This is a genomic window from Pseudomonas sp. PvP100 (genome assembly GCF_017833055.1).
In the GTDB taxonomy this organism is placed as follows: domain Bacteria; phylum Pseudomonadota; class Gammaproteobacteria; order Pseudomonadales; family Pseudomonadaceae; genus Aquipseudomonas; species Aquipseudomonas syringae.
In genome coordinates this window covers 5446248-5468001 of sequence record NZ_JAFIBO010000001.1, presented here as the reverse complement: position 1 = coordinate 5468001, position 21754 = coordinate 5446248, and the positions used below count along the sequence as shown (strand labels likewise).

The following is a 21754-nucleotide window of genomic DNA, read 5'->3' as shown; positions in this document are numbered from 1 at the left end:
GACGATCCTCTCTTATTGTTCTGAAAGGCTGCGTACAGTGACGCCGCCTTCAAGCCGTTTGAGTTGCGCGGCATCGGTGATGCCGAAACCGATCTGGGTCACCGCCATGGCGGCAATCGCTGTGGCAGTGCGCAGGGTCTTGTGCGGCTCTTGACCGGTGATCAAGCCGTGCACCATGCCTGCCAGCAGCGAGTCACCCGCACCGACCGTACTGGCCACGGTGACCTTGGGCGGCAGCGAATGCAGCGCCACGCTCGGGCTGAACCAGTGCACGCCTTCGGAGCCTTGAGAGATCACCACATGCTCGATGCCCTGCGCCTGCAAACGCGCAGCCGCCTCGGCTTGCGCAGCGATGGAGATGATCGGTGCGTCGAGCGCATCAGCCAACTCCTCGGTGTTGGGTTTGATCAGCCAGGGCCCGGCCTTAAGACCGGCGCGCAAGGCCAGACCACTGCTGTCCAGCGCCACTTTCAGACCGAGGTCCTTGAGCATCACCAGCAGTTTTTGCAGCCACTCCGGGGTGACGCCGCGCGGCAGGCTGCCCGCCACGACCACCACGTCGAAACCCTGTGCGATCTGTTCGACGCGGGTGAACAGCGCTTGCTGCGCCTCTTCACTGACCTGCGGCCCGGGGCCGTTCAAATCGGTGATGCGGCCACTGCCTTCGGCCAGCTTGATATTGCTGCGCGTTTCGCCCGGCACCCGGACAAACTCGTCGACGAACTGACGACGCTCGAACAACGCTTCGAACGCTTGCTGATTGTCGACGCCGAGAAAGCCGGCAACGGTCAGGTCATGGCCCAGATCAGCCAGCACCTGCGCCACATTCAGGCCTTTGCCGGCAGCGTGAGTGAGCATCGCCGTGCTGCGGTTGACCTGGCCCAGCTCCAACTGCCCCAACTGCACAGTCAGATCCAGCGCCGGGTTCATAGTCAGGGTAAGAATCTTCGCCATTACACAGCCTCCACAAGCGCGCGGACTTCGGCGGCGCTGCCCGCCGTCAGCGCATTTTGCGCCAGTTGCTGAGCGCTGCTCAGGGTCAGTTCACGTACGCAGGCCTTGACCTCGCCAATGCTGCGCGCCGAGACACTCAATTCATCCACGCCCAGGCCGACCAAGATCGGCACGGCCAGCGGGTCTGCAGCCAGTTCGCCGCACACGCCCACCCATTTGCCGTTGGCATGCGCAGCACGCACGGTCATGTCGATCAGTTGCAGCACCGACGGGTGCAGGCCGTCAGCCTGGGCCGACAGTGTCGGGTGGCCGCGGTCGATGGCCATGGTGTATTGCGTCAGGTCATTGGTGCCGATGCTGAAGAAGTCCACTTCCTTCGCCAGCACCGGAGCGATCAGCGCCGCCGATGGTACTTCGATCATGATCCCCAGTTGCAGGTCGCTGACCGGAATTTCCTCGCGCAGACGCTGGGTCATGTCCCGCGCCTGACGCCAATCTTCAAGCGTGCCGATCATCGGGAACATGATGCGCAGCGGGCCGCTGTCTGCCGAACGCAACAGGGCGCGAAGCTGGCTTTCCATGACATCCGGGCGCTGCAGGGTAAGACGGATACCGCGGACACCGAGGAACGGGTTTTCCTCTTTGGCGATCGGCCAGTAAGGCAGCGGCTTGTCGCCACCGACGTCCAGTGTACGCACCACCAGCGGACGCCCGCCCAGATCGGTCAGCACGCGGCGGTATTCCGCTTCCTGCGTGGCCTCATCCGGCGCCTGGGAATGCGCCATGAACAGCAATTCGGTGCGCAGCAGGCCGACGCCTTCCGCGCCCTGCTCCACGGCAGCCGGTGTGCCCGTACTGTCGCCGATATTGGCGAAGACTTCGACGGCATGACCGTCACGCGTCACAGCAGGCTCCATGCGCGCTTCGGCGGCTGCCTTGAGACGCTGCTCACGCGCGTCACGGTCCTGAACTGCGCGCTGCAGGGTTTCCTCGTCAGGTGCGACGGTCAGCCGTCCGCGCTGGCTGTCGATCAACAGTACGGTACCCGGCTTGAGCAGCAGCACTTCATCTCCGGCCCCCACCAGTGCGGGAATGCCCAGCGCACGCGCCACGATGGCACTGTGCGCGGTGGCACCGCCGCGTGCGGTAAGAATGCCAGCGACCTGCGCCGGGTCGAGGCGGGCAACGTCGGATGGGCCGACTTCATCCATCACCAGAATGTAGGGTTCGTCCGGGGCCGCAACGGTTTCGACGCCACAGATCTGCGCGAGCACACGGCGACCGACATCACGCAGGTCTGCGGCGCGCTCGGCCAGCAGTGCGTCCTGCAGTTGTTCCTGCTGAACGGCAGCGGTCTCGATAACCGTAGCCCACGCAGCAGCCGCGCTTTCGTCGTTATTGAGGCGCGCCTCGACTTCGTTGGTCAGTTCCGGGTCTTCGAGCATCTCCTGGTGAGTGATGAAGATTTCCCGGATAGCCTTGGACTTGCTGCGCTGAATGAGATTTTCGATATCGCTGCGCACCTCGCCGATCGCCTTGTGCAGGCGCTCGCGCTCGGCAGCCACCGACTCGCCCCGCTGGGGATAATCGAAGCTTTGCAGCACTTGAATATGCGCCGGCCCCATGGCAATGCCCGGTGAAGCAGACACAGCCTGCAACACGCTACCGGCTGGCGGAGCACTAAGCGGTTTGGCAGCAGCCGGGGTCGGCGCTGGCGCAGCCTCGGCCTGCGAGACGGCGGGCAAGGGTTCGACCTCCTCGCCCAGACCTTGCTCCACGGCTGCGATCAGGGCGGGTAGCGCGTCGTCGGCGATGGTCGGTTCGGCAATGAACTCCAGCGTCTGACCACGGCGGGCGCCGAGGCTGAGCAACTTGCTCAGGCTCTTGGCCGACACGGCGGCTTCGCCGGTTTCCAGCACGCGCATGCGGATCTCGCCGTCAAACTCCTTGGCCAACTGCGCCAGTATCTTCGCCGGGCGGGCATGCAAGCCATGGGCATTGGCCAGCTGAATCTGCCGGGTCGGCCACTCGGCTGGCAGTTCGCCGCCCAGCGCTTCGAGCACGGCGCGACTATTGGTGGCGTGCCCCAACTCGTGGCCACGGCCTTCGATCAGTAACAGGCACAGACGCTCGAGCAGCGCCTGATGCGCCTCACCGAGGCTGGCCAGGCAGAACAGACCGGTCAGCGGCTGGCCCAGATAGCGCATGGGTTTGTCGGGGGTGACGAACGCCAGGCCAGGACGATTGACGGTTTGCTCGCTGTGCAGCCACCAGAGGCCATCACCCAGCGACAACGCTTCCACTTGCTGGAGCACGGCGGCAAAGCCGTTACTCACGCAGTCGGCCTTGCGCAACAGGCGTGCGCCGCGCCAGACCAGTTCTTCAAAATCGTCGGCAGATACGCCGAGGCTGATCATCTGTGCGTCGAGCGCCAGTTCCTGCGGAGCGCCCTGCAATAGCTTGAGCAGGTCTTCCGGGGTCTTCGCTTCGCGCAGCGCCTGGCCAAGATCCTCTTCACCCAATGCGCGAGTCAGCAGTTGCAGCAGGCGCAAGTGCTCGTCGGATTTGGCAGCGATACCAATCGCCAGGTAAACCATTTGTCCGTCGCCCCAGTCCACCCCTTCGGGGAACTGCATCAGACGCACACCGGTGGTAAACACCAGGTCGCGGGTTTCGGGTGTACCGTGTGGGATGGCGATGCCCTGACCGAGGAAGGTCGAGCCTTGCTGCTCACGGTTCATCAGCCCGGTGAGGTAGCCCTCGGCAACCAGACCATCAGCGACCAGGTGGTCGGCAATCAGCTTAAGTGCGGCAGTTTTATCCACAGCCGACTGGGCCATGGATATTTGCTCCAGAGTGAGTTCGAGCATTGCCTTGACTCCTGTGCAGCGCCGAGGCGCCACCTGATTCTTGTTTTAATGGCGATCGTGTGATCGACAGCTTGGGGGGATGAAGGTGATATTCGTCCGAGTATCGTATCGGACATCACTTTCATCTCGATTGCAGCAGACAACAGGCGTGCTGAATCGTTTAATCTAGAATTGTCCGGCACGTTACTCGATTCTGGGGATTCATTGAAGCCCGGACGGTGCGATCACTGTGGGACAATTCCCAAAATACGTGAAGTACTTGGGAGTTTCCTACGGTCTGGTGTAAAGATCAGCGCCATGAAAAAAATAATTCGATTGTCCTGAGCCGCGTACCTAATAAAAGGAAACTCCGGGGTGAAACTGAGCGATATCGCACGTCTGGCAGGTGTTTCTGTCACTACGGCCAGTTACGTCATCAATGGCAAGGCCGAAAAACAGCGTATCAGCCCGGCAACGGTCGAGCGTGTCAAAGCCGTGGTCGAGCAGCACGACTTCCGACCCAACCCGCAAGCGGCGGGCCTGCGCAGCCGCCATAGCAAGACACTGGGCTTCATCCTGCCCGACCTGGAAAACCCCAGCTATGCGCGCATCGCCAAACTGCTCGAGCAAGGCGCGCGCAGCCTCGGCTATCAACTGCTGATTGCCAGCTCCGACGACGACCCCGCCAGCGAGTTGCAGCTTTTGCAGCTGTTCCGCGCACGCCGTTGCGATGCGTTGCTGGTCGCCAGCTGCCTGCCACCCGGTGACGACAGCTACCGCGAATTGCAGCTCAAGGGCATGCCGATCATCGCCATCGACCGGGAAATGAATCCCGAGTTTTTCTGCTCAGTGGTCAGCGACGACCATGACGCCTGCCTGCAACTGACCCACAGCCTGCTGCAAACCCGACCGCGCCACATCGCCCTGATCGGTGCACGTCCTGAACTGAGCATCAGTCGCGCGCGTGCCGCCGGCTTCGAACACGCACTCGACGGATTTACCGGAGCCACCATCGTCGAGCACGGCGAAGCGTTCAGTCGCCAGTGTGGTCAGCGTTTGATGACCGAGATGCTACAGCGCCAGGGACATTTTCCGGACGCGTTGATCACCACGTCCTACGTACTGCTGCAAGGCGTGTTCGATGTGCTGCAAAGTCAGGCACTGCAATCGACCCCACTGCATCTGGGTACCTTCGGCGATACGCAATTGCTGGATTTCCTGCCGCTGCCTGTCAACGCCATGGCCCAGCAACACCAACTGATCGCCGACAAGGCCCTGCAACTGGCGCTGGCCGCTATCGAGAAGGATGATTACAAGCCGGGCGTGCACGCTATTGCCAGGGCCTTCAAGCAACGTATTCACGAGGCGTGAAGGTGACGCTGATCGATACCCATACCCACCTGGACTTTGCGGACTTCGATGCCGACCGCGCTCAAGTGCTGGACAACTGTCTGGCGCTCGGCGTGCAGCGCATGGTGGTGCTCGGGGTGTATCAGCGTAACTGGCAGCGGCTGTGGGAGCTGACCGAAGCCAACCCATCCCTGTACGCGGCGTTCGGCATGCATCCGGTGTACATCGATGAGCACCGCACAGCACACCTGACCGAGCTGGGCGACTGGCTGACGCGCCTGCAAGGCCATCCGCAGCTGTGTGCGGTGGGTGAGATCGGTCTGGATTATTACGTCGATCAGCCGGACAGAGCGCGTCAGCAGGCGCTCTTTGACGCGCAATTGCAGTTGGCTAACGACTTCAACCTGCCCGCCTTGCTGCACGTGCGCCGCAGCCATGCCGATGTGATCGCGACGCTCAAGCGCCACAGGCCAAAGCGCAGCGGCATCATTCACGCCTTTGCCGGCAGCCGCGAAGAAGCGCGCGAGTACATCAGGCTGGGGTTCAAACTGGGTCTGGGCGGCGCCGCAACCTGGCCGCAGGCGCTGCGCATGCATCGGGTCATCGCCGAACTGCCGCTGGATAGCGTGGTGCTTGAAACCGACTCACCGGACATGGCGCCGGCCATGCATCCCTATCAGCGCAACAGCCCGCAGCACTTGCCCGACATTTGCGAGGCCCTTGCGGGGCTGATGAAGATCAGCCCCGAGCGCCTGGCCCAGGTGAGCACGGACAATGCCTGCGAACTGTTCGACTGGCCTCGCCTGTCACACAGCTGATATCACATGCTTGAGCCTGCGCAGCCAGGATCGGATCAGAGCAGAAGGGTCCACAGGGCGAACCCTGCGTACCAGACTACCGCGGCACGTACCAGCAGCTCCCAGAGCATGTCGAGGCCGGTGACGCCCTGCGCGCCCATCATCGGCGGCGGAACCTTGCTGGCGGCGCAGCCAACGCGCGTAATCAGTTGTGCAGCACTGATGTTCCAGTTCAACAGCTCATGCAGCATCACCCGGGTGACCGCGACAAAATTGCCGACCAATGCGAAGCTGGCGGCGAGCAGCCTGACCGGTACCCAGTCGAAGGCATGACGCAACTGCCCTGCGCGCTCCACCAGTGCGGGTGTCTTGCCGTGCTCGGCGGCAAGCGCCAATAGCCTGTAGGCCAGCGCAGCCACCGGGCCAAGTACGAAGTACCAGAAAATCACGGCGAAGAAACTCTGAAACGCCTGCCAGAGCAGGTAGCCCTGCACACCCTGCAGCAATTGCTCGCTGTTGTCCGCCTGCACGCCCATGTCGCGCTCGGCCACGTGCACCGCAGCCTGCGCATCGCCACGTCGGCAAGCATCGCGAAACGGCCCGAGCACCGCGATCAGGTCAACCCGGCCAAGGCTGTAGATCAACACCAGCAGGTGAATGGGCAGAACCAGCCAGCCATAGGCCACCGAGCCGATGATGGTCAGCGCCAGTTGCAGGATCAGCACGGGCACAAGCACCAGCAGCGCCAGCATTACCCAGGGACGTGTCGAGGTCCGCGGGCTGGCCTCGAGTTTTGCCAGTTCTTTCAGCCACGGCCCGTCACGCTGAACGCGCTGACGCAGGGCAGAAAACTTTTCGATAAGAACGGCCAGCAGTAACACCAGAAAACTCATTGTTCGTCCCTCACATCAATCCAGCAAAGCCGCTCGAAACCTGGCCCAGTCAAAACAGGGCCCAGGATCAGTCTTGCGTCCCGGCGCCACGTCACTGTGGCCACAGATACGCTCGGGGGTGATCGCCTCGAACGCCTGACGCAACTGTCGCGCCAGGTCGATCAGCGTGTCGTATTGCGCATCGGTGAAAGGCTGGTCATCCGTCCCCTCCAGTTCGATGCCGACGGAAAAGTCATTGCACCCTTCCCGGCCCTGAAAACTGGAAACACCGGCGTGCCACGCACGATCAAGACAAGAGACGAACTGAACGACCTCGCCATCACGTTCAATCAGAAAATGCGCTGAAACGCGCAGATCGGCAATCCCCACAAAGTAGGGATGCTCGTCGATGTCGAGCTGGTTCTGAAAGAAAGCCTGCACCTTGCCGGTCTTGAACTGTGCTGGGGGCAGGCTGATGTTGTGAATCACCAGCAGCGAGATTTCGCCTTCGGGTCGCGCATTGAAGTTGGGCGAGGGGCAATGCTGCACGCCGTCGCACCAGCCGCTTGCGGAGTCCAGTTGCATGAATGCTCCTTGAACGGGGGAAAATAAGTAGCGCTGATTATGCCCGTGACAGAAGCTAATATGGGGGCTTGGGTACAGATTCGCGATGTAGGAAACGCGCTGTAGACACCAAGGATCCGTGGCGGCGCGGCGTGGACTGCAGGCCGACGCGGGGCGTCGGCACCGCAGTCAAATGTGCGTCTGGCGACAGACAACATCGCCGCCAGTCAGGCGCCCTTGAGCTTGCGCAGGTTGCTGATGACGGACTCCAGGGCCCGATCGAAGAGCAGCGCATCATCGAGAATACGTACCGCGCCGCGGCGAAACTCTATGGCAAGACCGGTACGGGTCTTTTCCAGAACCTTCATGCCGGTCCGATTGACGAACACATAACGCCCGGTCGGCTCGACAATCGCGGTCAACTTGCAACGCAGTTTGTGCTCTTCATCTTCCTGAATCTCGACCCAGCAACCGACCCGCAGCTTGTCGACCATCTGCAGGCCTGCGTCGTCATCAGGTAGCTGGACCACCGGCTCATTGAGCATCTGCTCTTCAGCGGTAATCAGAACGATTTCCTCGATCACCTCCATCATCGGCGGGCCCTCTACGGCCTGGCCGTCTGCCTGCGTGGCATCGCTTTGCGCAGTGTCGCCCTCACTTTCCTGCAAGCGCGAGAAGTGCTGGAACGCTTTCACGTGCAGCGACTCCAGCTGACTGAAAAATTCGCTGGTGGCAAACGGGTCGAAAGCGGCACTGCTCAAGCCGTCACGCAGCGACTTGAGCAGTCCCGGAACCAACTCCAGCAGGCGCTGCAGGGCCTGCGGATCATCATGCAGCTCGACGCTCCAGATCAACTCGTCCATGGTCTCCAGCCCAGCCTGCCACTCGCTGGACTCTTCGCCATGCTTGAGGCAAGTCAGCAGGAGTACCTTGCTCCAGGCCTCCTGCAGCAGCCGCACAACAACCTCGGGCAAGGTTTTGCCCAGCAGGCGCTGATTCAGCTCGTGCTGCACCTGCTGCCGAGCCAGTTCGGCACGGGCGCGACCCTCTTCGGCATCGCGGGTACGCTGCTCAAGCAGTTCGCTGCGGCGACGTTCGTCACTGGTGAAGGCCAGAAAATCCGCCAGTAATTCGGAAAAGATCGCCGGATCATCTACAAAATCATTGAGCAGGCGCTGCACGATCTGCTCGACGCGCTGATACAGCGAGTCGCGCTGATAGTCGTCGCGGCCACCCCAGCCCAATGCGGCAGTGGCAATTTCGTTGAGCAGGCGACGGGCAGGATGACTGCCGCGGCTAAAGAAACTTTTGTCGATGACCGCCACTTTGAGCATCGGAATCTGCAGGCGTCCGATCAGAGCACGCAATGAAGGCGTCAGGTTGCGGTCATCGAGAATGAACTCGAACAGCATGGCGATCAGGTTGATGACATCTTCGTCACCGACACCGACGATTCTGGATTTTCCGGTCTTGACGTTGACGCGCGTCAGCAGTTGTTCCAGCTGATTGCGCAGGTCGAAATCGTCTGAAGTGTCCTGCGACGGCACATATTGCTGCAGGTGAGACAGCAGGCGCAGCAGGTCCCGGCTGGAAATCGGACGCACTTCGGCATTGGGCTCATGACGCGGCGCGAGGTGGCCGCGCACGTGCAGCAGCAGTTCCTGCAAAGCCGAGAACACCTCCTGCACACCCTTGTCGAGCTTGTCGGCGGCTTCGTTCAGGGCAGGGTCGGACATCTCGGCGGAGCGACTTCTGGGTGCCGCCCGGTCGGATGAGCGACGGGCCGGCAACGCTTTCATGTCCGGCAATACACCCGTGGCAATCAGCAACTGATTGGCTTCGCTGTACAGATCGTCCGTATTGGCCAGGACGTACTTCTCGAACAGTTTGAGAATGATCAGCTTGACCTTGATCTCGACGCCAAGGCTGCGCCCTGCCTCCAGAAAGAATCTGCAGAGCATCGCCGGCCCCAGCGGGTTGGAGTCTTCGGCAATGGCTTGAGGAATGAGGACGTTCAGGCGGGCAGTGAGCTGGCCCAGAGCGAGGGCGTCACGGCTCATGACTTTGCTGACCATGGCGTCCACGGCCACGGTCTTCTCGAGATCATCGTTGTGCACCAACGACAGCTTGTCGAAAGACACAGCGGCCGGAAGCACGGGTTCCTGAATCTGATACTGGCCCAGGACCAGGAAAGACTCGTAAAACTTGTCGAGAAAACCACGTTCTATGCTTTTGCGCTTGAGGCGCAGGTCACGCATGGCTTCAAAAAAGATGTTCTGCTCAGTATTGCTGCGGGCGCGGTCAGCCATTTCGAACAGCGTATCGTCAGCGTTATCGAACAACGCCTGCAATGCATCCTTGAGCTGCTGGGCCGCCTTGTCGCGAACCTGCAACAACACAACAGGTAATCGGGCCAAAGGAGTCCCCACCCCCTGCAAAGGGAACGATTTGCTCAACGGCACTACTTTTTCGTCGTTCGGCATTACACCCCCTGACAGGAAACAACCTGAACCCCATCACAAACGTGGCTTGCTACCCCCGCACTGTGAAGCGACCCTCTTGACCTTGCACAACGTCAAACCCATGGCGTCAATTACAAGTCGGATTATCTTTCAAAACTTGTCATCGACGCCAGTGAGACTTTTCTTTCATTCTCGCGAAAGAACCGGCAAGGCATTCGTGTGCAGCGATAGACCGCGATATTCGCGTTCCATCGCAAACGAATCTGCCAAACCGACCAACTGCACGTCTCCTGGGGTAACACCTTGGCAATGGCGCAGGTGGGTAAGCGGAATGCGGTGCCTTATACTCGAACGACTTTGCTACTGGAGCCCGCCATGCCGAATTTACGAATTGCCGACCTGACCGCCGAGATCGAGGCCAATGTGCGTCGCGCATTGCTGGAGGATGTCGGCAGCGGCGATATCACCGCCCAATTGATTCCGGCAGAGCGACTGGCCAAGGCCACCATCATTTCCCGCGATGCAGCGGTGATCGCGGGTACTGCCTGGGTCGATGCAGTCTTCCGGCAACTGGACCCGCGTGTCGCTGTGCACTGGCAAGTGACCGATGGCGATCGCGTCAGCCCGAATCAGGCGCTGTTTCACCTAGAAGGCCCGGCCCGCTCCCTATTGACCGGCGAACGCAGCGCGCTCAATTTCCTGCAGATGCTCTCGGGAGTGGCCACGCGTGCGCAGTACTTCGCGGACATGGTGGCAGGCACTCAGGTCAAACTGCTGGATACCCGCAAGACCCTGCCGGGCCTGCGCATGGCGCAGAAATATGCGGTCACCTGCGGCGGCTGTCATAACCACCGCATCGGGCTGTACGACGCGTTTCTGATCAAGGAAAACCATATCGCAGCCTGTGGTGGCATCGCTCAGGCAGTAGAAGCGGCGCACCGGATTGCACCCGGCAAGCCTGTGGAAGTCGAGGTGGAGAGTCTGGGTGAACTCCAGCAGGCGCTGGACGCAGGCGCCGACATCATCATGCTCGATGAACTAAGCCTTGATGACATGCGCAAGGCCGTGCGCCTCACCGCAGGCCGTGCCAGTCTGGAAGCCAGCGGCGGCATCAACGACGATACCCTTCGAGTGATTGCCGAAACGGGTGTCGATTACATTTCCATCGGTGCGATGACCAAGGATGTGAAAGCCGTGGACCTGTCCATGCGCCTGAGCCTCTGACACATCGCGCACAGCCAACTGTCACTGTTCGCTCGGGAGTAGACGCTTTGGAACAATGGTTTGTGATGAACGCGGGCAAGCAACTCGGCCCGATGGACGCGGATGCTGCGCGGCTGATCGCCCGTGAGTCGCCCGGTGCCTGGTGCTGGAAGCAAGGCATGCCGGACTGGCAGCCGATCTATCAGGTGCCGCAGGTGCGCGCCATGAAGAAGGACGGTGTGACGCCTTTTCCTGATCCGATGCCGGAGATGATCCAGCCCAAGCCGTCCGCGCTGCCCGCGCAGGCAGCCCCGACAAACGCGCCTGTCTCTGTACCCGCCAGACGCCCTTCCTTTACGCCCGACCCGAACGCCTCCGGCGGCTATGGCCTGGCGCAGACCACCGATGGCGTGGACTTCAAGCTCTACGGCACGGAAACCCAGTTCATCGAACTGGAGCTTGACCCTGGCGAAAGCGCCGTTGCCGAAGCCGGGGCGATGATGTACAAGACCTGCGACGTGCAGATGGAAACCATCTTCGGCGACGGCAGCAATCAATCGTCCGGGCTGCTGGGTTCGCTGTTCGGTGCAGGCAAGCGCATGCTGACCGGCGAGAGCCTGTTCACCACGGTGTTTTCGCAACAGGGTTCGGGTAAGGGCCGCGTGGCGTTTGCAGCGCCCTACCCCGGCACGATCCTGCCGCTCAACCTGCGTGATTTCGGCGGCAAGCTGATCTGTCAGAAAGACAGTTTCCTGGCCGGCGCCAAAGGCGTCTCCATCGGTATCCAGTTCCAGAAGAAAATCCTCACCGGCCTGTTCGGGGGCGAAGGTTTCATCCTGCAAAAGCTGGAAGGCGACGGCTGGGTGTTCGTGCATATGGGCGGCACGGTGCGCAAGATCGAACTGGCGGCGGGCGAAGCGCTGGATGTCGACACCGGCTGCCTGGCGGCCATGACCCAGACGGTCGATTACGATATCCGCATGGTCGGTGGCGGCATCAAGTCGATGCTGTTCGGCGGCGAAGGGGTGTTCTTCGCCAGACTGACCGGCCCTGGCACGGTATGGCTGCAAAGTCTGCCCTTCTCTCGACTGGCCGGGCGCATGCTGGCCGCAGGGCCATCGGGTGTGGGCAGAAGCGAACGCTGACTTCAGCACTACGTTATTAGACCGGAGACTGTGCTGCGCACTGGCGACTATCGTGCGGCGCTCTGCGTCGCATGCCTTTCTGGACGCTCCGCGTGCTCTTGCGACGCAGAGCGTCGTGAACTGCACTCCCACGCTGGAGCGTGAGGAACGATAGCGGTAATCAGCACCCAATAAAAAACCCCCGCCATCGCTGGCGGGGGTTTTTATTGGGCGCTGCTCGGGTTTAGCCGATTGCCACGCCGTGAGCTTCTGCCAACGGCTTCAGACCGCCGGCAAAGCCCTGGCCAATGGCCTTGAACTTGAACTCTTCGCCATTGCGATACAGCTCGCCGAAGATCATCGCGGTTTCAGTGGATGCATCTTCCGACAGGTCGTAACGAGCGATTTCCTTGCCGTCAGCCTTGTTCACAACGCGGATGTAAGCGTTGGAAACCTGGCCAAAGCTTTGCTTGCGCTCTTCGGCGGAATGGATGGTGACCGCGAAAACCAGCTTCTTCACTGCCGCTGCCAGGCCAGTGAGCTTGACCGTTACCGACTCGTCATCGCCTTCGCCAGCGCCTGAACGGTTATCGCCCAGGTGCTCGACCGAGCCATCAGCCGACTTCTTGTTGTTGTAAAAAATGAAGCTGTTGTCGTCCAGCACTTTGCCATTTTCGCCAACGATGAAGATCGACGCATCCAGGTCGAACTCGGTGCCATCGGTCACACGCGGATCCCAGCCCAGGCCCACGGTGATTTCTGTCAGGCCAGGAGCCTCTTTGGACAGGGAAACGTTGCCGCCTTTACTCAGACTTACTGCCATGTTCTTGATCCTTTCCAGAAAAGTGGTTGGGCGTGAATCAGAAATTCATGCCGAAAGAGTTGGCTACGGCTTTCAGTCCACCGGCAAAACCGCTACCCACGGCGCGGAACTTCCACTCGCCATTGTTGCGGTACAGTTCGGCGAAAATCATCGCGGTTTCAGTGGAGGCGTCTTCTGCCAGGTCGTAGCGAACGACTTCAGAGCCTGACTGCTCATTCAATACGCGAATGAACGAGCCACCCACTTGACCGAAGTTCTGCTTACGGCTGTCTGCGTCGTGAATGGTCACGACGAAAACAACTTTCTCCACATCGGCAGGGACACGGGCCAGATCGACCTTGACCACTTCGTCATCGCCGTCGCCAGCACCGGTACGGTTGTCACCGGTGTGCTCGACAGAACCGTCAGCGCTCTTGAGCTGGTTGTAGAAAATGAAGTCAGCTTCACTGCGGACCTTGCCATTGGCGGCCAACAGGAATGCGCTGGCGTCCAGGTCGAAATCCTGTCCGTCAGTGGCTCGCGGATCCCAGCCCAGACCGATCAATACTTTGGTCAGGGTAGGGTCGGTTTTCGACAGCGAAAGGTTGCCACCTTTTTGCAGAGTCAAAGCCATGATTCGTTTATCTCCTTTATCCAGTGTTTACGCTTTTTCTTCCGCGGATTCGTCTTTGCCCGGGAAGAGCAGGCTTGCAACGATACCGATGATCAATACGACGACTACCACCAGCAGGCTGGCATTGGCGCTGATCTCGTAACCGTGATGGAACAGGTGGTTGGTAGCATTCAGGCCCAATTTCAAGGCAATGAAGAACAGCAAGGCGATAACCGCTTTCTCCAGGTGCACCAGATAGCGCTTGAGGGCTTCCAGAACGAAATACAGGGTACGCAGACCAAGAATCGCGAACAGCATGGCCGAGAATACGATCAGCGGCTCGCGGCTCACGGCAATGATTGCAGGCACGGAGTCGAATGCGAACAGCACGTCGGAGATTTCCGCCACAACCAGACACAGGAACAACGGGGTCGCGAACAAAGCGCCTTTGGCCGCCAGCGTGATACCGGCGTTTTCAGGCTTTTTGACTTCCTGCTCCAGAACCGAGCGGCTGACGAAGAAGTTGCTGCCGTGCAGTTTTGGCCACACCGGGAACAGCTTCTTGGCGAAGCGATAAGCCATGTGTTGCGAGTAGTCGACTTCTTCGTCGTCGTCATCGCCCGCCCTGAGCATCATGATGGCTGTCCAGGCAACGATGACCGCAAACACCACTTCGACCCATGGACCCAGCGCCAGGAGGCCGGTACCGATGGCGACGAAGATGCCGCGGAAGACGATGGCGCCGATGATGCCCCAGTACAGAACGCGGTGGCGCAGGCCATCCGGAATCTTGAACCAGGAGAACAACGCCATGAACACGAACAGGTTGTCGACGCTCAGCACTTTTTCCAGCGCGTAACCGGTCACGAACAACGTGGCGACTTCAGAGCCGTGCTGGACATACAGGAAACCCGCGAAGGCCAGCGAAATGGCGACCCAGAAAATCGACCACGCCGAGGCTTGCGCGAGGGTGATTGGCTTGTTCCCCCGGTGGGAGAACATGTCGATAGCCATGGCCGTAACGGCCAGACCGACGAAAACCGCCATCGTGAGTGGAGGGAAGCCTAGAGAGGTGCTTTCCATTTAACTGCGTTCCTTAGGGTAAAAAATTACAGGTCGAAATCGGACGGGTTGAGGCCAAGCTCTCGACAGATCGTGCGGCAGACTTCCCGCTCTTTCTCATCGAAGCTGCCATCGGCGCCACCGATAGCACAGCAGACGCGCACCAGCAAACGGGCTGCATCTTCTTTCTTTTTGATCTTGCCGATGGTTTTCAAGGCCTCGGCGCGACCAATTTCAAAATCGAACTCGAACTTGGAGCAGGCTTCCTGGAAGCCCTGGATGACGTCCTTCATGTCGAAAACTTTCAGTTCCTGAGAGTTCTGAATGAAGCCGGCCATTTTCTGCTTTTCACTGGAGCTGATATCACCGTCTGCGGCCGATACCAGAGCACAGCCGGAAACCACAGCCTCCATGAATTCGCGATTCTTGAACTTCGAGACTTCCGAAGCCAGCTTTTCGCGAGCAGCTGTTGCGTTTGTTTTCAACCAGTCCAGCATGTCTATCTCCCATGAGGCGGCACAGCCAGCCCAGAAATACCACGGTATTGTTTACTTGGAACCGGCAGCCCAGCGCATGCCCCAGCCGTAGGCTTTGTCCATGTTGCTGTGGCCGTTGTGGAAATCCACACGACGCGTCACCTTGACCGCACCGTTGTCATTTTCCAGCAGGGCAATGGCACACATGCCCTGACGACCGCCCTCTTCATTGAGGCGAACCTCGATGGGCGGCTGGCCAGGCGCGTGAATGGTGACGACCCCGTCGGTTTCCTTCCAGTTCGGCGCACCTTCATAGATGAACGCGTAGACCAGAATGCGACGGATCTTGCTCCAGTGCGCGCCATTGATGTGCAGCCACTCACCGTCGCTGATCGAGCCGGTACGGTCATCGCCCATCAACTTGATGAACGGCTCGGTGTTGAGTGAACCGAACGAGTTGCCCAGCGCCTGAACAGCGCCTTTGAGACCGTCCTGCATTTCGAAGAGGCAGCCTACATCAAGGTCAATGGCATTGCTCTTCTTCATAGAGAAGAAGCCGCCGCCCTTGCTGTCGTTACGACGGTTCCAGTTCAGGTTGACCCGAATCTCACCGAAACCGGCACTGGATTTTTCCAGGCTGATCGAAGCACGGGTCTTGTCGAGCGTAATCTTGCTCAGACTGACGGTCGACTTGGGTGCAGGCACCGGAACAGGTGCAGGTGCAGGTGCAGGTGCAGGTGCAGGTGCAGGTGCAGGCTCATCCTGAGGCGCGGCGACTTCAACGCCGAAGTTTTTCGCCAATGGCTCAAGGCCGCCGGCAAAACCCTGGGCCACGCAACGGAATTTCCATGCACCCTGACGCAGGTAGAACTCGCCCAGAATCAGCGCGGTTTCTTTCATGCCACTGGTCGGGATATCGGCTTCGATACCGCCGGTGATGTTCAAGGCCAGGCGTGACACGCTGCCAAAACTGGCCTTGTTCTCATAGATGGTCGCCGTCAGGGCCACCTTCTCGATGACCGAGTCGAGACGGCTCGGGTCAAGACTGAACACCGCGCGTCCGGCCGACGCTTCCGTCTGCTGCAGCGCACCGCCGTTCACGCTTTTCTGGCCGTAGAAACACATGTCCTGATCGCCACGGACCTTGCCGGACGCGGTCAGCAGAAAAGCGGAGACGTCGATATCCGCATCCGCGATCGGAGAGTAGATAATTTCCACCGTCAGCGGGCCGGCAGCGACCGGCGCGTTTGCGCCCGGGACGAGTTGGGTCATGCGCGTACAGCCCCGATCGCCAGCTCGACCAGATCATCAGCAGTGCGACCGTTGGTGACCTGGCCTACTGCAGTGAAGTCCCAGCCCGACGGCGTGCGCGCCAGATAAGACATCACCACGCCGGTGTGCTGACCTTTTTCGGACAGATCAAAGCGACCCAGTTCGTTACGGCTGCCCAGATCGACAATACGGCAGTAGGCGTTAGCAACTTTTTCGAAATTCTGACCGGTGAACGAATTGACGGTGAACACCAGGTATTTGACGGCGGCAGGCAGTTTTTCCAGATCGACGCTGATGGTTTCATCGTCGCCCGCGCCTTCGCCGGTACGGTTGTCACCCGAATGCTGAATGGCACCGTCACGCGATTGCAGTTGGCGGAACCAGACCAGGTCGAGGGGCTTTTTGTCGGCGTCGAGCATGATGCACGAGGCATCCAGGTCGATATCGCCGCCGCCACCACCGAGCAATTTACCGAAGAAACCACTAGCTTTTTCAGGGTCCCATCCAAGTCCCATGCTGACTTTCTTGAGGCCTGTACCAGCAGTTTTCTCGAGTGAGATCGTCTGGTTCTTTGCCAAAGTGAGTGCCATTTTTCGCTCCATGTGACGTTGGATTTCGGATAAAAGTGTTACAGCCTTACCGTGTTGGCCCGTCTTTGCCATCAGGATTGTGTAACTTGGCGTTAACGGGGCCTTTATAACGGCCTCGACGCCACGTCGGATGGAACAAACGCCAGTGCGCATCCTGAGCAGCGGCGAGCAATTCGTGGTCACCTCGGGTGTCGCCCCAGGCGCGAACCCGGAACTGGGTCAGCGGCCCATAGACGCTCTCCAGCCGTGCAACTTTCGAGTCGCAGCGGCAGTTGCTGCCTTCGATCAAGCCGGTCAACTTGCCGTCGATCACTTCCAGATTGGTACCGATCAGCTCTACTTTCAGGCGATCAGCGAACGGTTGCAGGACCATAGCAGGCGATGCTGAACAAAGCGTGACAATGGCGCCCTTCTCGATTTCAGCGGCGATGGACTCCAGCGCAGCAGGACGCATCAGGCGTTTCCAGTGCGACTTGCAGAACGCTTCAGCCTTCTGCTGCAGCCATTGCACTTCGACGCCACTGAGGAAGGCCTTGATCAGGCGGCCCTTGAGTTCGTCGCGGGTCAGGCGCTTGGCCAGGTAGCCGATGCTGGGCAGCACCAGCCGCGCCATGCGCACCGAAAAGGCACGTTGCCCGAAGGCGAATTTGAGAAACGGGACAAAACTGTCGTGGCGGGTAATGGTCCCGTCGAAATCGAAAACCGCCAGCAGGCGCTGTTCCACTTCGATTTCAAGGTCGGGCCCTACAGGCTCAAGATCAGGTCCTGCGGTTTCAAGGTCAGGTTCTATCATCTAGCTAACTGCCTCAGCGAGTCGAATGCTGGCATCCATGATCGAAGCGGGTGCGGATAACACTCCATGCCATTTGGCGCGCTCCATGATGTGGGTTGCCCATTTGTAGTGGGTAGCCGGTTCACACATCGCGTCGTTGTACTTGAACACTGCGGGGGCCACAGAGTTCAAAATCATCCGGGCGGAGTTCATGTCCTCCAGACTGACGCGTAGCGCATTCTGAATGATATTGACCTGCGAGGGGTGAATTGCCGTTTTACCGACCAACCCATTGGTAATATCCAGCGCCAGTTCATGCTGCAGAATGTCAGGAGTGGCCAGTTGCTCGAACACCGGTGCGGTGAGCGAAAAGCCCTGCGCACCCATGACCCCCGCCAGCATGGGGATGACATACCCCATCGGCGTCGAATACAGGGTCATGGCCGGATTGCGGCGCAGCCCCAGGCAGCCCATCAGGTCATTACCCCCGATGCGCAGCGCAATGATCCGCTCGTACAGACTGGCCTTCAAGGCTTCCCCCAACTCGACCATCGCGGTCGGATTGAACACCTCGGGGGTTTCCAGTGTAGGCATCAACGCCAGCGAAGGATTGGTGACGGCCTGCTCCCAACTCGTCAGACTTTTCAGCGAGAGCTTGGGCACAACGAAACCGTCGACGTGCGCCATCAGCGGCCAGTCGTTGAGAATGCGCGCCATCGCTGCGTCCCTCGGACGCACGAACAGCAGCGGACCGTTGGCCGGACGACCGCCACGATCGCGGATTCGGGTGAGTACCTGACGAAGATTGATCAGCGCCGTGTCGACATCGGTCAGCGCCACGGCGTCTTCCAGACAGACGACCAGCGAACGCAGCTCGGGAATCTTTTCACCGAACACCACATCGACGATGTCGTCCCGGGTCGCGGGCATATACAGCGTTGCCCCCAGCGCATACGGCGAGAATAAGGCCATTAGCTCAGACTCCGAATGATGGTCACGGCCCGATAGGGCCCCAGGAGATCGCCCACTTCTTCGACGGGGATCCCCGCTTTTTCGGTCAGGTGCAACAGCAATTGCACGTCGCTGTCAGCCAGGTTGCGCACCAGTACATGATCCGGCACGCGGCGCATGACCGCTCTGGTGGCTTCGGCAATGCCCGGCTTGATGCGATTGAAGTTAGTGATCCTGAAGCGCTCGGCCAGACGGTCGACCACCTGTGATGCGGCGGCCTTGAGTTCGGTTCGCTGAGACAGCGTCCAGGGTGTCAGTGTGAGCGTAGAACTGTTTTGACGACGCTGGCTGTCGATCTGTTCAATAAAAGACTGCGTGACGTCGTGCTCCAGCAACTGCTCGTACACCACGCAACCGTGCAGCCCGCCGTCCGTCGGCCAGATAGAGCGCGACACCAGACCGGACACCGTGGCACCGAGAATGCCGGACGGAATCACCCAGTCTTCTGCCGACGCTGCCAGCCAGGCGCTGCCGCACGGATCGGCCAGCACCACCAGCCGAGGTTGATCCGGGAAGCGTTTATCGCCCGCCAAGCTGCGACGGATCTCCCCCGAAATCGCGCCCTTGCCGGTCCAGCCGTCGACGAACACGATGTTCTGCGCGCCGTGGGCCTGAATGATGGCTTCAAGCGCCACCGTATCAATGCCGCGATCACGGACGATACTGATGCCGTAGTGGTGCGCTTCGCGGCCCAGATCGATCAGCGCCCGTCGCAACAGCACACCCAGCGGCAGACCGGCGCGCACGAACGACACCAGAATGATTTCAGCACCTGCGCACTCGCGGGCGAGCGCCTGGGCCAGGGCCTGTACATCGTCGGCCATGCGCGCGCCGTTCTGCTCGAGCGCCCGCTCATACAGCGCCTTGTGGGCGACGCTTGGGGCCGACTCTTCGCTGATCATTTCCGAATAGTGTTTCTGTCGCGTCTGAATCAGGCGCTCCTTCTCCTCGACGCTGGTGGTCTGTAGCGCCACGCCGCGCAACAGAAAATGCACATCATCGTGCAGGTAACTGCCGCTGCCGACCGTATCGAGCCCGTGAACGGGGTCACTCATGCGCTGCTCCGACAAACATTTTCGCCAACTGACTGCGGGCAGGTGTCGCCCACCAGTGGCACTCGTCCATGAAACCCAGATCGGTAATGCTGTCGCCAAAACCGAGCACCGGGCGTTCGCCATTGGTCGCTTTGTCGCGCCGCAGCCACTCCTGGACCGCGTAACGCTTGGCCAGCCCTTCGGGCAGGAAGGCCAGATTGTTGCCGTTGCCGTGGATATGCATGCCGTCGAGCAAGCCCCGCGCCTGCACTTCGGCCAGTACTTTGCCGAGGATGCTGTCATCGCTCTCGTTGTGCTTGGTCACCACGTAATGGAACAGCTGCGCCTCTTCGACCACCCAGCCGCGCAGTGAAAACCCCAGCTCCTGACCGATCGCCAGCGTCGTCGCCGACAGCTCATGCAGGCGCGACTGGTAACTGGCCAGGGTCTTTTTCATCTGTTCGTTCCAGTCATGGTCCAGCCGTCCCATGACATCGAGCATCACCCCACCATGGGAGCAGATCGCGCCTGCGGTGAACGGTAGTTTGACCCGGCTGTAGGCCTCGACACTGCGCGCCGTCACCGGCACCACATCGGAATGCGCCAGCAGCCAGTGCGCGAACGACTTCTGCACGTTGGTCATGTAGCCGTTGGCATTACCCGTGATGTCCAGGGTTGCGACGTGCTTTTCAATGTCAGCCGGCGTTTTGCGCGCGGTCTGGAACAGGGTGTCGTCCAGATCGACGAAGATCAGCGGGCGGTCGTTACTCATCGCAGATGACCTCGGCGTTCAGTGCTTCGATCAGCTCGGCAGGCACGGCCTGCCTAGGTGTTTCGGTACAGATCAGCACCCGGTCGAACTGCCCCGGCCGCACGTTGTAGAGGAAGTTGGGAATGCCCAGGCCATAGTTGTCGGAGAACGACAGCGCATGGTCGATGGCGTGACCGAGTGCAATCGGTGAACGGCTGGTGGAACTGAAATGCACGTCGGCTCCGGCTTTTTCCAGACGCTCGGCGAGCAGGAACGGGCGCCAGACGAACTCACTGGTGCCAACCACCAGAATGCGTTCGCCCTTTTTGACGGTAATGCCGGGCGCCAGCGTATCGGCCACCGACAGCACACCCATGCGCCCCCAGTCGTTGGCAGTGACCAGCGGCCAGTCACCCATGGCGACGGTGCCGACTTCCGGCATCTCCGGCAGCGGCGCGCTTAGGTCTTCATCAAAGGAGTACGAGCCTTGCAGCAGCGAGACCTGCTCTGCCACTGCGCCCATCGAGGTACTGACCGCGCCCGCCGACCAGTCGGTGAGCACGCAGGTCACTACCCGCTCGATCTTGCTCAAGCCGGCATCGACCAGCGCCTGATGCAGATTGATGAAGGTCTTGCCTGTCGACGCCTCGTCATCGACCAGCACCAGCGAACGGGCACCGAGCATCATCTCGCGTAACGCCGGATCAACGGGCAGGTGGATCAGATGAGCGCTGGCGTGGCTGTGCTCTTCTTCAAAGCGGGCGAACAGCGCGCTGCCGGTCGGATGGCGCGTACTGACCATGTACAGGGCATCCGGGCGCGTTGCGCTGTAGGCACGGTGTACCCCGGCGCCGAGGCCCACGGCGGTTTCGGCCATGCCGATGACCAGCACCGGGCCGGGCAGGTCTGCGGGGATCTTGTGCGCCAGGTCCTGAAAACTTTTCAGCATCACGCTCGGGCGCGCAGGGATGTGGCGTCCCAAGACTCGGGACACGAAGAGAAACGCGCGCTTGGGGTTACGCCGCTCGGCAAAGCCGAACAGGGAATCCGGAGCGATGGTCGACGAATCGACGCTGACATCGAGACGACCACGAAGCAGATCAGCACGAAGCTTTGTAGGGTTGGAAAAAGCTGCGCTGCTGTCCATCGATAAATTCCTGATTAGCGGGGCCGCAGCCCCTGACGCCTGCAGACCA

At 60.3% G+C, this 21754-nt stretch carries 20 protein-coding genes; 4 read left to right on the top strand and 16 right to left on the bottom strand.

All coding sequences use genetic code 11. From position 1 onward, the window contains the following. Positions 1-12: 12 nt before the first annotated feature. Complete coding sequence (pfkB, locus tag JOE39_RS23670; RefSeq protein WP_024663879.1) at positions 13-954, bottom strand: 1-phosphofructokinase; 942 nt, start codon at positions 952-954, stop codon at positions 13-15. Next, positions 954-3824 carry a phosphoenolpyruvate--protein phosphotransferase gene (gene ptsP / locus JOE39_RS23665; RefSeq protein WP_122220591.1) on the bottom strand — a complete coding sequence of 957 codons (2871 nt, stop codon included), beginning with the start codon at positions 3822-3824 and terminating at the stop codon, positions 954-956. The genes pfkB and ptsP overlap by 1 nt, the downstream gene beginning before the upstream one ends. Positions 3825-4178: 354 nt before the next feature. On the opposite strand from ptsP, the gene cra reads away from it, so the two are divergent. Continuing rightward, positions 4179-5174 carry a catabolite repressor/activator gene (gene cra, locus JOE39_RS23660; RefSeq protein ID WP_024663877.1) on the top strand — a complete coding sequence of 332 codons (996 nt, stop codon included), beginning with the start codon at positions 4179-4181 and terminating at the stop codon, positions 5172-5174. After that, positions 5171-5971: a TatD family hydrolase gene (locus JOE39_RS23655; protein ID WP_024663876.1), complete on the top strand. Its 801-nt coding sequence runs from the start codon at positions 5171-5173 to the stop codon at positions 5969-5971. The genes cra and JOE39_RS23655 overlap by 4 nt, the downstream gene beginning before the upstream one ends. A gap of 35 nt (positions 5972-6006) precedes the next feature. Here JOE39_RS23655 and ampE read toward each other — a convergent pair whose 3' ends face one another. From ampE to JOE39_RS23640, 3 genes are all read right to left on the bottom strand, one after another. Continuing rightward, positions 6007-6843 carry a regulatory signaling modulator protein AmpE gene (ampE, locus tag JOE39_RS23650; protein ID WP_210080215.1) on the bottom strand — a complete coding sequence of 279 codons (837 nt, stop codon included), beginning with the start codon at positions 6841-6843 and terminating at the stop codon, positions 6007-6009. 15 nt (positions 6844-6858) lie between these two features. Then, a complete protein-coding gene (gene ampD, locus JOE39_RS23645) occupies positions 6859-7407 on the bottom strand; it encodes a 1,6-anhydro-N-acetylmuramyl-L-alanine amidase AmpD (RefSeq protein ID WP_003317752.1) in 549 nt (182 codons plus the stop codon). 206 nt (positions 7408-7613) lie between these two features. Then, positions 7614-9869 (bottom strand): DUF1631 domain-containing protein, encoded by a 2256-nt coding sequence (locus tag JOE39_RS23640; RefSeq protein WP_122220592.1) that lies wholly within the window; start codon positions 9867-9869, stop codon positions 7614-7616. A 354-nt stretch (positions 9870-10223) separates the two neighbouring features. Between JOE39_RS23640 and nadC the strand changes: the two genes are divergently transcribed. Together nadC and JOE39_RS23630 are read left to right on the top strand one after the other, a co-directional pair. After that, on the top strand, positions 10224-11072 hold the full coding sequence (gene nadC, locus JOE39_RS23635) for a carboxylating nicotinate-nucleotide diphosphorylase (RefSeq protein WP_004415124.1): 849 nt from the start codon (positions 10224-10226) through the stop codon (positions 11070-11072). 47 nt (positions 11073-11119) lie between these two features. Beyond that, positions 11120-12196: a TIGR00266 family protein gene (locus JOE39_RS23630; protein ID WP_161421657.1), complete on the top strand. Its 1077-nt coding sequence runs from the start codon at positions 11120-11122 to the stop codon at positions 12194-12196. A gap of 223 nt (positions 12197-12419) precedes the next feature. Here JOE39_RS23630 and JOE39_RS23625 read toward each other — a convergent pair whose 3' ends face one another. Genes JOE39_RS23625 through JOE39_RS23575 form a run of 11 tightly spaced genes read right to left on the bottom strand, consistent with a single transcriptional unit; the run spans position 12420 to position 21705 of the window. Next, the gene (locus JOE39_RS23625) at positions 12420-12998 is read right to left on the bottom strand and encodes a TerD family protein (protein WP_003317757.1); all 579 of its coding nucleotides are present in this window, start codon (positions 12996-12998) and stop codon (positions 12420-12422) included. 37 nt (positions 12999-13035) lie between these two features. After that, positions 13036-13611 (bottom strand): TerD family protein, encoded by a 576-nt coding sequence (locus JOE39_RS23620; RefSeq protein ID WP_003317758.1) that lies wholly within the window; start codon positions 13609-13611, stop codon positions 13036-13038. A 27-nt stretch (positions 13612-13638) separates the two neighbouring features. Further along, a complete protein-coding gene (locus JOE39_RS23615) occupies positions 13639-14673 on the bottom strand; it encodes a TerC/Alx family metal homeostasis membrane protein (protein ID WP_003345106.1) in 1035 nt (344 codons plus the stop codon). Between the two features lie 26 nt (positions 14674-14699). Next, positions 14700-15149 (bottom strand): tellurite resistance TerB family protein, encoded by a 450-nt coding sequence (locus JOE39_RS23610; RefSeq protein ID WP_003317761.1) that lies wholly within the window; start codon positions 15147-15149, stop codon positions 14700-14702. A gap of 51 nt (positions 15150-15200) precedes the next feature. Beyond that, complete coding sequence (locus tag JOE39_RS23605) at positions 15201-16400, bottom strand: TerD family protein (protein WP_129396262.1); 1200 nt, start codon at positions 16398-16400, stop codon at positions 15201-15203. After that, positions 16397-16990: a TerD family protein gene (locus JOE39_RS23600; protein ID WP_003423042.1), complete on the bottom strand. Its 594-nt coding sequence runs from the start codon at positions 16988-16990 to the stop codon at positions 16397-16399. Before JOE39_RS23600 ends, JOE39_RS23605 begins: the two co-directional genes overlap by 4 nt. A 46-nt stretch (positions 16991-17036) precedes the next feature. Then, complete coding sequence (locus JOE39_RS23595) at positions 17037-17783, bottom strand: HAD-IB family hydrolase (protein WP_016567167.1); 747 nt, start codon at positions 17781-17783, stop codon at positions 17037-17039. Continuing rightward, a complete protein-coding gene (locus tag JOE39_RS23590) occupies positions 17784-18734 on the bottom strand; it encodes an HpcH/HpaI aldolase/citrate lyase family protein (RefSeq protein ID WP_024664622.1) in 951 nt (316 codons plus the stop codon). Then, positions 18734-19828, bottom strand: coding sequence for a cysteine protease StiP family protein (locus tag JOE39_RS23585; protein ID WP_024664621.1), 1095 nt, complete (start codon positions 19826-19828; stop codon positions 18734-18736). The genes JOE39_RS23590 and JOE39_RS23585 overlap by 1 nt, the downstream gene beginning before the upstream one ends. Then, a complete protein-coding gene (locus JOE39_RS23580) occupies positions 19821-20579 on the bottom strand; it encodes a trehalose-phosphatase (RefSeq protein WP_024664620.1) in 759 nt (252 codons plus the stop codon). The genes JOE39_RS23585 and JOE39_RS23580 overlap by 8 nt, the downstream gene beginning before the upstream one ends. Continuing rightward, positions 20572-21705 (bottom strand): phosphoribosyltransferase domain-containing protein, encoded by a 1134-nt coding sequence (locus tag JOE39_RS23575; RefSeq protein WP_003392690.1) that lies wholly within the window; start codon positions 21703-21705, stop codon positions 20572-20574. Before JOE39_RS23575 ends, JOE39_RS23580 begins: the two co-directional genes overlap by 8 nt. Positions 21706-21754 lie beyond the last annotated feature (49 nt).

Coding starts and splice junctions, on each gene's coding strand:
- JOE39_RS23625 (WP_003317757.1), bottom strand. CDS start 12,998: ATGGCAGTAAGTCTGAGTAAAGGCGGCAACGTTTCCCTGTCCAAAGAG.
- JOE39_RS23600 (WP_003423042.1), bottom strand. CDS start 16,990: ATGGCACTCACTTTGGCAAAGAACCAGACGATCTCACTCGAGAAAACT.
- ptsP (WP_122220591.1), bottom strand. CDS start 3,824: ATGCTCGAACTCACTCTGGAGCAAATATCCATGGCCCAGTCGGCTGTG.
- JOE39_RS23605 (WP_129396262.1), bottom strand. CDS start 16,400: ATGACCCAACTCGTCCCGGGCGCAAACGCGCCGGTCGCTGCCGGCCCG.
- JOE39_RS23640 (WP_122220592.1), bottom strand. CDS start 9,869: ATGCCGAACGACGAAAAAGTAGTGCCGTTGAGCAAATCGTTCCCTTTG.
- nadC (WP_004415124.1), top strand. CDS start 10,224: ATGCCGAATTTACGAATTGCCGACCTGACCGCCGAGATCGAGGCCAAT.
- ampD (WP_003317752.1), bottom strand. CDS start 7,407: ATGCAACTGGACTCCGCAAGCGGCTGGTGCGACGGCGTGCAGCATTGC.
- pfkB (WP_024663879.1), bottom strand. CDS start 954: ATGGCGAAGATTCTTACCCTGACTATGAACCCGGCGCTGGATCTGACT.
- JOE39_RS23575 (WP_003392690.1), bottom strand. CDS start 21,705: ATGGACAGCAGCGCAGCTTTTTCCAACCCTACAAAGCTTCGTGCTGAT.
- JOE39_RS23615 (WP_003345106.1), bottom strand. CDS start 14,673: ATGGAAAGCACCTCTCTAGGCTTCCCTCCACTCACGATGGCGGTTTTC.
- JOE39_RS23620 (WP_003317758.1), bottom strand. CDS start 13,611: ATGGCTTTGACTCTGCAAAAAGGTGGCAACCTTTCGCTGTCGAAAACC.
- JOE39_RS23580 (WP_024664620.1), bottom strand. CDS start 20,579: ATGAGTAACGACCGCCCGCTGATCTTCGTCGATCTGGACGACACCCTG.
- JOE39_RS23585 (WP_024664621.1), bottom strand. CDS start 19,828: ATGAGTGACCCCGTTCACGGGCTCGATACGGTCGGCAGCGGCAGTTAC.
- JOE39_RS23595 (WP_016567167.1), bottom strand. CDS start 17,783: ATGATAGAACCTGACCTTGAAACCGCAGGACCTGATCTTGAGCCTGTA.
- JOE39_RS23610 (WP_003317761.1), bottom strand. CDS start 15,149: ATGCTGGACTGGTTGAAAACAAACGCAACAGCTGCTCGCGAAAAGCTG.
- ampE (WP_210080215.1), bottom strand. CDS start 6,843: ATGAGTTTTCTGGTGTTACTGCTGGCCGTTCTTATCGAAAAGTTTTCT.
- JOE39_RS23590 (WP_024664622.1), bottom strand. CDS start 18,734: ATGGCCTTATTCTCGCCGTATGCGCTGGGGGCAACGCTGTATATGCCC.